General features: G+C 71.3%; 10 protein-coding genes. 2 read left to right on the forward strand and 8 right to left on the reverse strand.

Features of this window, described 5'->3' with window-relative positions; all coding sequences use genetic code 11:
• Positions 1-96 precede the first annotated feature (96 nt).
• A complete protein-coding gene (gene trhA, locus ACWCSU_RS31115) occupies positions 97-744 on the reverse strand; it encodes a PAQR family membrane homeostasis protein TrhA (RefSeq protein ID WP_449939764.1) in 648 nt (215 codons plus the stop codon).
• A 47-nt stretch (positions 745-791) separates the two neighbouring features.
• Positions 792-2,324: a penicillin-binding transpeptidase domain-containing protein gene (locus tag ACWCSU_RS31120; RefSeq protein WP_449939766.1), complete on the reverse strand. Its 1,533-nt coding sequence runs from the start codon at positions 2,322-2,324 to the stop codon at positions 792-794.
• A 67-nt stretch (positions 2,325-2,391) separates the two neighbouring features.
• Between ACWCSU_RS31120 and ACWCSU_RS31125 the strand changes: the two genes are divergently transcribed.
• On the forward strand, positions 2,392-3,195 hold the full coding sequence (locus ACWCSU_RS31125) for a spermidine synthase (RefSeq protein ID WP_357699218.1): 804 nt from the start codon (positions 2,392-2,394) through the stop codon (positions 3,193-3,195).
• 1 nt (position 3,196) lies between these two features.
• Here ACWCSU_RS31125 and ACWCSU_RS31130 read toward each other — a convergent pair whose 3' ends face one another.
• On the reverse strand, positions 3,197-3,874 hold the full coding sequence (locus tag ACWCSU_RS31130; protein ID WP_449939769.1) for a response regulator transcription factor: 678 nt from the start codon (positions 3,872-3,874) through the stop codon (positions 3,197-3,199).
• Entirely contained in the window at positions 3,867-5,609 is a 1,743-nt protein-coding gene (locus ACWCSU_RS31135; protein ID WP_449939771.1) for an ATP-binding protein, read from the reverse strand. The genes ACWCSU_RS31130 and ACWCSU_RS31135 overlap by 8 nt, the downstream gene beginning before the upstream one ends.
• Before the next feature lie 133 nt (positions 5,610-5,742).
• Here ACWCSU_RS31135 and ACWCSU_RS31140 point away from each other — a divergent pair, with 133 nt between their 5' ends.
• The gene (locus tag ACWCSU_RS31140) at positions 5,743-7,179 is read left to right on the forward strand and encodes a serine hydrolase (protein WP_449939774.1); all 1,437 of its coding nucleotides are present in this window, start codon (positions 5,743-5,745) and stop codon (positions 7,177-7,179) included.
• Here ACWCSU_RS31140 and ACWCSU_RS31145 read toward each other — a convergent pair.
• The 4 genes from ACWCSU_RS31145 to ACWCSU_RS31160 are packed head-to-tail and all read right to left on the reverse strand — an operon-like array spanning position 7,174 to position 11,767.
• A complete protein-coding gene (locus ACWCSU_RS31145) occupies positions 7,174-8,712 on the reverse strand; it encodes an amylo-alpha-1,6-glucosidase (RefSeq protein ID WP_449939776.1) in 1,539 nt (512 codons plus the stop codon). The two genes, ACWCSU_RS31140 and ACWCSU_RS31145, sit on opposite strands and share 6 nt — an antisense overlap.
• Positions 8,713-9,534 (reverse strand): carbohydrate ABC transporter permease, encoded by an 822-nt coding sequence (locus ACWCSU_RS31150; RefSeq protein ID WP_449939778.1) that lies wholly within the window; start codon positions 9,532-9,534, stop codon positions 8,713-8,715.
• Between the two features lie 10 nt (positions 9,535-9,544).
• Complete coding sequence (locus ACWCSU_RS31155; protein WP_357699206.1) at positions 9,545-10,474, reverse strand: carbohydrate ABC transporter permease; 930 nt, start codon at positions 10,472-10,474, stop codon at positions 9,545-9,547.
• 3 nt (positions 10,475-10,477) lie between these two features.
• Positions 10,478-11,767, reverse strand: a complete 1,290-nt coding sequence (locus tag ACWCSU_RS31160) for an ABC transporter substrate-binding protein (RefSeq protein ID WP_357699204.1) — start codon at positions 11,765-11,767, stop codon at positions 10,478-10,480.
• Positions 11,768-11,774: the final 7 nt, after the last annotated feature.

Below are 11,774 nucleotides of genomic sequence, written 5' to 3' on the forward strand. Positions count from 1 at the left end.
CGCCCCTGGAGGTTCTCAACGAGGCCCTTTCAACCCAGACGGCCGCATAGGCTGCGCTCATAACACAGCTGTCCGGAATCACCGTGGCCCCTCAGTCTACATGTGGGAGTAGACCACGATCGACACCGCGATGTACTGCACCAGGTACGCGGCGATCGTGAAGGCGTGGAAGACCTCGTGGAAGCCGAACCAGCGCGGCGACGGATCGGGCCGGCGCAGGCCGTAGACGACGGCGCCCGTCGAGTAGAAGACCCCGCCCACGGCCACCAGCACGACGGCGGCCACCCCGGCCCCTTCGAGCAGTTGCGGCATCACGAAGATCGCGGTCCAGCCCAGCGCCAGGTACAGGACGGTGTAGAGCCAGCGCGGCGCGCTCATCCAGAACACCCGGAACAGCACCCCGGCCAGCGCGCCGCCCCACACGACGGACAGCACGGCGACCCTGGCCGCGCCGTCGAGGGCCAGCAGGCCGAACGGCGTGTACGTGCCCGCGATGATCAGGTAGATGTTGGCGTGGTCGAACCGGCGCAGGACCTCGGCCAGGCGCGGCCCCAGCGTGCCCCGGTGGTAGGTCGCCGAGATGCCGAACAGCAGCGCCGAGGTGATGGCGTAGACGCCGGCCGCCAGGCGGGCCTGCTGGGTCGGGCCGAGCGCCACGAGCACGAACCCGGCCACCAGCGTCACCGGCAGCGCCCCGGTGTGCAACCAGCCTCGCAGCCTCGGCTTCACGGTGATGGTCGTCATGTAACCTACGGTACCGTAGGTTACGGATTCGGCTGAAGTGCCGCTGGTCACAGTCCGTTCAGGAAGCGCACGGCGATCGGCACCGCCGCCGAGCGGCCCGAGCCCCCGTTCCTGACGAACACGCAGAACGCCAGGTCGTCCCGGTAGCCGATGAACCAGCCGTGCGACGTCTGGCCCTCGACCTCGGCGGTGCCCGTCTTGCCCGCCACGCCCGCCGGCAGGCCGGCCTGGCTGGCCGTCCCGTGGTCCACGACGGCGGCCATCATCTCCCGCAACGCCCCGACCACCCCCTCGTCCAGGTGGACGTCCGGGAACGGCTCGCCGTCCACGCGGCGCACGTCGTCCTCCGACAGCAGGCGGGGCGAGCGCCACGTGCCGCTCTGCACGGCGGCGGCCACGGTGGCCATGCACAGCGGGGTGGCCACCACCGTGCCCTGGCCGATGACGTTCAGGGAGAACATGTCGGTGTCGTCGGTCTCCTGCATCGTGCCGCACCGGCCGCCTACGCCCGTCGCCATCGTCCGGTCGAACCCCCACCGGGCGGCGGTCGCGCGCAGGTCCTCCATGGTCAGCCTGGTCGTGGCCTGCTCGACGAAGGTGGTGTTGCAGGAGTAGGCGTAGGCGTCGGCGAAGGTGACGGTCCCCCGGTCCGCGCCGCCGTCGTTGCTGATCGGCGCCGAGAAGTCCGGCGTGTACGAAGCCGGGCAGCCCATCTCGTCGGCCGGCGTGACCCCCTTCTCCAGCAGCGCGGCGGCCACGATCGTCTTGAACGTCGAGCCGGGCGGGAAGGCGTCGCGCACCGCGCTGAAGTTGTCCTCCAGCCGGTCGGCCAGGGCCAGGATCTCGCCCGTGCTCGGTCTGAGCACCACGATCGAGGAGTCGGCCACGCCATCCAGGGCCCGCGCGGCGGCCGCCTGGACCGGCCGCGACAGGGTGGTGCGCTCGACGTTCGCCTTCGGCAGGCGGCTCAGCAGCGCCTTGTCGGGCTGTCCCGGCACCCTCGACACCAGCTCCAGCCCCTTGTTGGCCTTGGCGAACTCGGGCTTGAGCGGGTTGAGGTAGGAGTCGGCGTAGCTGTCGTTGGGGATCCTGGCGCCCTCGCTGGTGACCAGCTCGGCCGCCGTCGCCTCGACCTCCTCCAGCTCCAGCGTGCCGCCGCCCTTGAGCAGCGGGTGCAGCGTCTCGGGCGTCCACAGCACCCGCCAGGTCCGGTCGCGCACGCCCAGCCGCAGCGTGCTCTCGAACGGCCACGGCCCGAGGTCGGTCAGCTGGCGCACGCCCGCGAAGCGCACCTCGGCCGACTCCTCCCCCGTGCCGCGCACCGGGCCCGGCGTGAGGCTGATCGACTCGACGCCCAGCTTCTGCGACAGCGAGCGGTGCCGGTCGAAGAAGTCGGCCGGCGGCCGGTCCACCAGCAGGGCCATGCCCGCGACGTCGCCTTTCCGCCAGGCGTCGAAGTAGGCGGCGGCGGTCTGGGCGGCGCTGCCCTTGACGTGGTCGGCGGCCAGAACGGCGAAGGCGCCCGCCCCTAATATCGCGACAACCGCGATGACGAGCACAATCAGCCTTCTGCGTCGCATACGGTTCTCCCAGGGAGGGATCAGCGTGGCACGTGGACAGCGGGAACCGATGCCTGGCCTTTATCCGGTGACGTTCGGTGAGGTCGAACTTCTCCGGGACCTGGACAGGCAGGACGGCTGGGTGCTGTCCAAGGATGGCGTACCGCAGTCGTACGTTGACCTGCAAGACCCGACATTTCTGGATTTCGAGTACGTCCGGCTCATGGCCGACGTCATCGACCTGCTGCCCGAGGGGCCGCTGAGCTGCGTCCACGTCGGGGGCGGCGCGTGCACGATCCCCCGCTATGTCGCGGCCACCCGTCCGGGCTCGCGGCACATCGTGATCGAGCCCGACGGCCTGCTGGTGAACCTCGTCCGCGAACAGCTCGACCTGCGCTCGGTCCCCCGGCTGAAGGTCATCGTCGCGGGCGGCCGCGAGGGCACGGCCAAGGTGTGGGACGAGTCGGCCGACCTGGTCGTGCTGGACGCGTTCACGGGCGCCACGATGCCGGTGGAGCTGGCCACCGTGGAGTACATGGGCGACCTGGCTCGGGTGCTGCGCCCGGACGGCACGCTGCTGGTCAACATGGCCGACGGCAAGGGCCTGGCGTTCGCCAAGCGGCTGCTGGCCACGGTGTGCGACACGTTCCGGCACGTGGCGCTGCTGGCCGAGCCGGGGATCATGCGGGGCCGCCGGTTCGGCAACCTGATCGTCGCGGCCTCGCGTACGGAGCTGCCGCTCGACCTGCTGACCCGGCGCGCGGCCGGCGGGCTCACCCAGGCGCGCTGCCTGCACGGGGAGGCGCTGAAGAACTTCATCGGCGGGGCCTACCCCATCAAGGACGGCGACTCAGTCCTCGCCCCGGTCCCGCCCCCGGCCGTCTTCGGCTGAGTCAGCGGTCGGCCGGGCCGAGGTAGGCGAGCACGGCGGCCACCCGTCTGTGCACGTCGCCGCTGTTCTCCAGCCCCAGCTTGGTGAAGATGGCGTTCACGTTCTTCTCCACCGAGGAGATCGACAGGTGCAGGGCGCGGGCGACGCCGGCGTTGGAGCGGCCGTGGGCCATCTCGCGCAGCACGTCGCGCTCCCTCGGGGTCAGCGACTCCCCCTGCCCGCGGACCTCGCGCCTGGCCAGCAGGCCCTCGACCACCTTGGGGTCGATGACCGAGCCGCCGCCGGAGACCGCCCGGATCGCGCCGAGCAGCTCGTCGAGGTCGCCCACGCGGTCCTTCAGCAGGTACGCGAACCCGGCCGTCCCGTGCTTGAACAGCTCGAAGGCGAACAGGGCGTCGGAGAACTGCGACAGCACCACCACGCCGATGCCGGGATGCGCGGCCCTGATGCGATGGGCCGCGTCGATGCCCTCGAAGCCCTGACGCCACTGCCCTCCGGGCATGCGGATGTCGGTGACGACGACCTGCGGCTCCAGCCTGCGTACGGCGTCCAGCAGCTCGTCGGCGTCGCCGACCGCGCCGACGACGGTGACCTCGCCGGACAGTTCGAGGAGCTGCCGGGTGCCCTCGCGTACCAGGTAGTGGTCGTCGGCGACGACCGTGCGGACGGGCTCAGGCATCGGCCGGCACCCAGGCGTGCATACGCGTCCCCTTTCCGGGCTCGCTGTCGAGTTCCATGCCGCCGCCCAGCGCGTCCAGGCGGTCGGCGAGCGTGGCCAGGCCCCGGCGGGCGGCGGCGGCCGGGTCGAAGCCCTTGCCGTCGTCGGCGACGGTGGCCCGTACGCGGCCCGGCGCCAGGGTCAGGCGCACCTCGATCCGGGCGGCGTCGGCGTGCTTGAGCGCGTTGGCGACGGCCTCGCTGACGGTGAAGTACATCGCGCCCTCGATCTCGTCGGCGAAACGGCGGGCCCGCAGCCCGGGGTCGGAGGTGACGGTCGTGGGCACGGGCAGCCGGGAGCAGCGTTCCTCGACGGCCTCCACCAGGCCGCCCTGGCTGAGCGCCGACGGATGGATGCCGGCGGCGAGCTCGCGCAGGTCGGTGAGCGTCTGGCGGGCCTGCTCGCGCAGGCGGGCCAGCGCGTCGGGGCCGGCGCCGGTGACGCGGGCCAGCTCCAGCCCGGCGATGAGGGCGACGAGCTGCTGCTGCACGCCGTCGTGGATGTTGCGCTCGATCCGCCGTCGCTCGGCCTCCTGCGCGTTGACCAGGCGGGCGACCAGTCCGGCGCTCTGGATCGCCAGCCCGGCGGGCACGGCCAGGGCCTCCAGGAAGCGCCGGTCCTCCCGGTCGTACCGGCCGGCTCGGCGCGGGCCCAGCTCGATGCGTCCGAGGCCGCCGCGCACGGGCACGGTCAGCGCCGTCCCGCCCTCCTCCTCGCCCGCGGCCACCCGGGTCCCGTCGGCCAGCTCCACGGCCGCCCACCTGGCCTCCAGCCCGTCGCGGACGGCGGCGGCGAGCCGTCCGAGCTGCTCGACGGGCTCGGGCGTGGCCGCCAGCGCGGTGCCGAGCCCGGACAGCACCTCGTCGACGGTGGGCCGCAGATCGAAGATCAGGTGCAGGCGGGAGCCTCGCAGGCCGAACCGGATGTCGAGCAGCCGGTACCGGACGATCCCCACCAGGACGGCGGCCGGCAGCGCCGTCATCAACGCGAAGACGCCGATCAACGCGGCACCCCACAGCCGCGCGCTCAGCACGTACAGAAGCAGCACGCCCGCGAGGAGCTGGACGGCGGCGCCCGCGACCATCCAGGCGTACTGGCCGCGCTCGGCCGGCTCGCTGCGCCGCCAGCGGACCACGAGCCCGGCGAGGACCACGACGGCTGTCAGGAAGACGAGGAGCTGGCCCAGCGCGCTGGCCAGGGACGCCCAGATCAAGGCGGCGGACAGCTCGGCGGGCAGCTCTCCCGGCCGGGCGGGATCGGTCACGAACAACCCGTATCCCACCGTGTGCATGGCGATCGCGATCCCGCCGAACCAGGCCACGGGCCGCCAGCGGCGGGACGGCAGGCGGCCGTCGGGAAAGAGCAGCGGGACGAAGATCCAGGTCAGGCCGAAGTACATGGCGTAGAACGCGGACATCCAGACGACGACCGGCCCGGCGTAATGGAACCTGATGGCCAGGCCGGAGCCCAGCGTGCCGAGGCCGAGGCAGGCGGCGGCGGCCAGGAACAGCCAGCCGTAGCGCAGGTCGGCGCGGCGGACGACGAGCAGCCAGCCCAGCGCGGGCAGCACCACGCCGAGGACGGCGTAGGCCCACTCCTGCGGCGCGATGCCCGTCCGGGACTCCATCAGCGCGCCCGCGAGGGCGCCTCCGGCCCCGATCGTCGCCAGCGACCCGGCGAGCAGCCTGGAACTCATGAACCACCATCGTCCGGGGGAACTGAAAGGGCGTCTATGAGGTTATCCGCACCTTTCATGCGGCTACCCTCACCTGCGAGAACGGTGGCCCATATGGTGGGCGCGGGCCCTGCCGCGGCTGTTGGCTGGGGTCATGTCTCACCACAAGTTCCCGGTTCCGGCCACGGCCGGGGTCAGGTCTCACCACAGGTTCCCAGTTCCGGCCACGGCCGGGGTCAGGTCTCACCGCAGGTTCCCCGTTCTGGCGACGGCCGTCATGGCGGCGGCGGTGACCGCCTGCGCGGCGCAGCCCGTCCCCGCCCTCGCCACGGTCACGGCCGCCACCACGTCCACCCCCGCCGCCCGCGTGGCGGCGGAGATCCCCGACACCCCCGCCGGCAGGCAGCTCACCTGGCTGCTGGACGCCGTCAACCGGCTGCCGGTCGGCGACGCCGAGCTGGCCGGGCACTTCGCGCCGAGCTTCCTCGAACGCATCCCTCCGGCGCAGGTCAACCAGGCGCTGGCCGGGTTCGGGGGCCTGCGGCTGGACAGGCTGGACCAGGCCCAGGAGCGGTCGCTGTCGGCCACCGTCACGGCGGCCGGCAAGGCGTTCACCCTCGCGCTCAGCGTGGACGGCACCGACAGGATCGACTACATCCAGTTCAGCGGCGTCGCACCGGCGAGCTGGTCGGAGCTGGACCAACGGCTGCGCCAGGTCGCGCCGCGCGCCGGCTTCCTGGCCGCCGAGCTGACCGGCGACGGCCGCTGCCGCCCGGTGCACGCGGTGGCCGGCGCGAAGACCTTCCCGCTCGGCTCGATGTTCAAGCTGTACGTGCTGGGCGCGGTGGCCGAGCGCATCAGGAGCGGCGCGTTCGGCTGGGACACCCGGCTCACGATCCGGCCGGAGCTGAAGAGCCTGCCGAGCGGCGAGCTCCAGGACCGCCCGGACAACAGCCAGGTGACGGTGCTGGAGGCGGCCCGGCTGATGATCTCCATCAGCGACAACACCGCCGCCGACCTGCTGATCGACAAGGCCGGCCGCCGGACAGTCGAGCGGGTCATGCACTCGTGGGGCGGCGACCGGCGCAACGTGCCGTTCCTGACGACCAGGGAGCTGTTCGTGCTCAAGGGCGCCGACCACCCCCGGTACGCCGAGCGGTACCTGTCGCTCGGCACGTCCGCGCGCCGCGACTACCTGGCCCGGGTCGTGGACAAGGTGCCGGTGTCGAAGGTGCGGGCCTGGAGCGAGCCGCGCGAGCTGGACCGTCTGGAGTGGTTCGCCACACCCGCCCAGGTCTGCCGGGCCTACGGCGAGCTGGCCCGGCTGAAGGACGCCCGCGTCGGCGAGGTGTTGTCGATCACCGACGCGGGGTTGCGGCTGGACAAGGCGCAGTGGCCCGTGGTGTGGCACAAGGGCGGCTCGGAGCCGGGCCTGGTGGCCATGAGCTTCCTCGCCCGTACGGCCGGCGGCCGGACGTACGTGGTGTCCACGACCGCCGTGAACCCGTCCGCGCCGCTCCAGCAGGGGCCGGTGGCCCAGGAGCTGCTGACGCTGACGCGGGGGGCGTTCACGCTCGTCACGTCCTCATAGGGCGGCGTGGGCGAGGTCGACGAACAGGGCCGAGGACCAGCCGAAGCCGGTCGTGGCGCGGCCCGCCCGCCGTCCCGTGAGGGGGTTCCAGTACTCGTACAGACCGCCGCCGTCGCGCACCATGGCCAGGGTGCGCGCGGCGAGCTCGTCGGCGACGTCCGGACGGCCGGAGCGGCGCAGGCCGTCGATCAGCAGGTAGTTGACGTTCAGCCAGACCGGGCCGCGCCACATGGCGTCGGGGTCGAAGCGCGGGTCGTCGAAGGCCACCGTGGGGACCGGACGTTCGGCCCAGAAGGAGGGCGAGGTCAGGTCCTGGACCAGCCGGTCCGCGATCTCGGCCGGGAGGCGGCCGGTGAGCAGCGGCATGAGGTCGAGCGGCGTGCGCACGTCGGCGTCGGCAGCTCCGGCGACCTTGGTGACGAAGCGGTGGCCGTTCCAGCGGCGTTCGACCATGCGGTCCACGAGTTCCTGCGCCCTGGCCCGCCACCCGCCGGCGTCCTTGCCGAGCACGGTGGCGATGTCGCCCAGGCGGTCGTACTGGAGGGCCAGGTAGGAGTTCAGGTCCGGGGGCTCGGCGCGCGGGCCGCCGTCCCAGATCGGGCTGTCGTCCAGGCCCGACGAGTACGGGTGCAGGTACTCGGCCAGGCCGTCGCCGTCCGGGTCGGAGTGGGCGAACCACCATTCCTGCGACCTGACCAGCGGCTCGTAGACCTCGGCCAGGAAGGCGGGATCGGGGTCCACCTCGTGGATCTTCCACACGGCCCACGCGGTGAGCGGCGGCTTGGTGACGGGCACGACGTGCCGGATCGGCTCGCCGCCGACGTGCTGGGCGAGCCGGGCCAGGTCGGAGCGCGGCAGGTCGGTGGTCTCGGCGAGCACTCCGTGGTCGTGCACGACGTCGGGGATCAGGCCGTCGGGCCGCTGGTTGTCGAGCAGGATGCGGATCTGCTCCCTGGCCAGGGCGGGGTCGGCGTGCCTGAGGGCGATGGCGTGGAAGTAGGAGTCCCAGTTCCACAGGCCGACGTAACCGTACTTGGAGGGGACGAGGGACTCCCTGCCCTGGATGCGTACCAGGTTGACCGCCAGCGTCCACCAGGCCTGCTCGGCGCGTTCGCGCAGCTCGGCGGGGACGGCGGGCATCCGGGCGAACCAGGCGGCCCAGCGTTCGGCGGCCCGGGCCAGGACCTCGGCCCCGTCGCGGACGGTCGGCTCGCCGGCGAGGGTGACACAGCCGTCGATGGCGGTCTCGCCGCCGTCCCAGACGGCCCGGGCGCCCTCGCCGACCGCGACGAGGGCGCCGGGGTCGGCGAAGGCCAGGGTCACGTCGCCGTCGAGCTCCACCCGGTCGGGCAGGGCCCGGCGTACGCGCAGCTCCCGGGAGCCGGCGTAGAACCGCAGGCCGGCGCGGACGGTCGTGTCGTCGAGCCGGGTCTCGTAGAGCGCCTCGGCGACGCGCAGCGAGCCGTCGTCGGCCGCCATGACGAGCAACCGCGAGCCGCGCTCGGTGAAGGGGCGTTCGCGCAGGTCCAGCACTTACTTTCCTCCCAGGCCGGAGGCGGCCATCGAGTTGATGATCTTCCGCTGCCCGATCAGGAACGCGATCAGCGTCGGCACCACGGCGATCGCCGAGGCCGCCAGGATCTGCCCGTAGTCGGTCGCGCCGTGCTGCTGGGCGAACTGGCTGAGCAGCAGCGGGACGGTGAACAGCTCCGGCGTGTTCAGGAAGATCAGCGGGAACAGGAACGAGTTCCAGGACGCCAGGAACACGATGATGCCGAGCGCGCCGAGCCCCGGCCGGATGTTGGGCAGCACGATGCTCCAGAAGCACCGCCACCGGCCCGCGCCGTCGATCCTGGCCGCCTCCTCCAGCTCGATCGGCACCGCCCTGATGAACTGGCGCAGCAGGAACACCGCGAACGGGTTCGCGATCGTCGGGACGATCAGCGACAGATGCGAGTCGATCCAGCCGAACTTGGCCAGCATCAGGTACAGCGGCACGATCGTCACCTGCGACGGCACCATCTGCGTGGCCAGGAACAGCACGAACAGCACGCCCGAGCCCCTGAACCTGATCCGGGCGAAGGCGTAGGCGGCCATCGCCGAGGTGAGCAGGGTGAGCACCACGTTCAGGGCGGCGATGTAGAAGCTGTTCCAGTACGCCAGCCCGAACGGCATGGTCGACAGCGCGTCGGGATAGTTCTGCCAGGTCCAGGGGTCCGGCAGCCAGGCGGTCGGGTCGTTGATCATCTGCCGCACGCCCTTGGCGGAGGTGAACAACATCCACACGAACGGGAACAGCATGAGCAGCCCGCCGATCGTGAGCGCGGCGTGCAGACCGATCTGCCGTGATCTCATGCGTACCGCCTCACGAGTCGTAGTGGACGAAGCGCTTCTGCGCGGCGAACTGGACCAGCGTCACGAGCAGCGTCAGCACCAGCAGGATCAGGGCGGCCGCGCTGCTCGGCCCGAACTCGAACTTCTTGAAGCCGAGATCGAAGATGTGGTACACGATCGTGCGCGCGCCCTCGTTGTCCTTCGGGTCCACCAGCACGTAGATCTGGTCGAACGCCTGGAACGAGCTGATCACCGCGACCACGCTGGAGAAGAAGATGGTGGGCGACAGCAGCGGCAACGTGACCGACCGGAAGATCCGGAAGGGGCTCGCGCCGTCAATCCGGGCGGCCTCGACGACCTGCGGCGGGATGGTCTGCAGCCCGGCCATGAAGATCACCACGTTGAGGCCGAGCGAGGACCAGATCGTCACCACGGCGATGGCCACGATGACCCAGCCGGGGTCGAGCAGCCAGTCGGGGCCGCTGACGCCGAACCAGCGCCGGAGCGAGGTGTTCAGCACGCCGTTCTCGTCGCCGGCCAGGATGACCTGCCACATCAGGGCGACGGCCACCGAGCTGGTGACGACCGGCATGAAGTACACGACCCGGTAGACGTTGCTGCCCTTGATGCTGTTCAGGGCCACCGCGATCAGCACCGCGAGGGCGAGCCCGAACGGCACGGTCAGCAGCGCCAGCTTGACCGTGTTCCACACCGCGCGGCCGAACAGCGGGTCGGTGAGCTGGGCGGCGAAGTTGGACAGCCCGGCCCACGACTTCTCGCCGAGCCCGTCCCAGTTCATGAAGGCCAGCACCACGGCGAACCCGAGCGGGATCACCAGGAACACCACCAGCGCGCCGACCTGCGGCGCGAGGAAGATCGCGGCCCACCAGCCGTCGCGGTCGCGCAGCTTCTTGGCGGGCCGCGCGGCGGTCTTGCCGCGCGGCCCGGCGAGCACGGCCATCCGCTAGCCCAGCTTGCCGTCGACGAGGGTCTGCAGCTCGGTCATGCCCTGCTCGAAGCCGAGCTTGCCCTGCCAGACCTTCATCAGGTGCTCGTTGATCGAGGCGGTCAGGCCGGGCACCGCGACCTCTTCGGGATAGTTCGCGAAGCCGGTGTCACGCACGTCGAGGAAGGTCTGGGCGTGCGCGGGGTAGTTGCCGGCCAGCACGACCTGCTCGGCGCCCTTGATCGAGGGCACCGCGCCGCCGTCCTTGAGCCGCATGAGCTGGCCCTCCTTGCTGACGAACTCCGTCAGGAAGGTGAAGGCCTCCTTGGGCTGCTTGGTGCCCTTGTTGAGCGACAGGTAGGAGGCCGCCACGGCGCCGGGCATCGGCTCGCCGGTCTCGGACGGGAACGGGACGATGTCGTAGTTGTCCAGCTCGCCGCCCTTCTTGACGATGTCGATCACCCAGCGGCCGCCGGCGTAGAAGCCGACCTTGTGCTTGATGAGCTGGGTGTTCCCGCTGTTGCTCGCGGGCTGCAGGTCCGCGCTCAGGAACGTCTTGTCCTGGTAGCCCTTGGCCAGCGTCTCCAGCGCCTTGCGGGACTTGGGGTCGGTGGTGGCGACGAACTTGCCACCGTCCCAGACCTTGCCGCCGAAGCCGGAGATGACCGAGTACGTGGATCCGTACCAGTTCCAGTAGACGGACCCGCCCAGGCCCGCGGCCTTGAGCTTGGCGTTCATGTCCAGGTACTTGGCCATGGTCCACTGCTTGGACGCGTTGAGGGTGGCCGGGTCCTCGGTGATGCCGGCGGCCTTCAGGGCCTTCTTGTCGTACCAGAGGACCTCGGGGTTGGTGTCGTTCGGGACGCCGTAGATCTGGCCGTCCTTCTTGGCGCCGCCGTACACGCCCTCGAAGAAGTCCTCGGGCTTGCTCTTGGAGTCGGGGCCCGCGAGCTGGTCGTTGAGCGGCTGGACGACCCCGGCGGAGACGAACTTGCCGATGTTGTCGTCGCCCACGAAGAACACGTCGGGGGCGGTGCCGCTGGTGAGCTGGGCGAGCAGCTTGGGGTGGTAGTCCTCGTACTTGGCGACGGACTCCAGCTTGAGCTTGATGTTCGGGTGGCGCTGCTCGAAGTCCTTGGTGAAGGACTCGTAGAGCTTGACGTCCTCGGCCGATCCCCAGGTGGACCAGCGGACGGTGACCTGCCCCGCGGCGGCGTTCCCGCTCACGCCTGGAACATTCCCGCCACCGCCGCTGCAGGCGGTGGCGGCGGTGGCGAGCAGACCCAGTACGGCCAGCGCACGCTTCATGATGGGC

Source organism: Nonomuraea sp. NPDC001699, assembly GCF_053596455.1.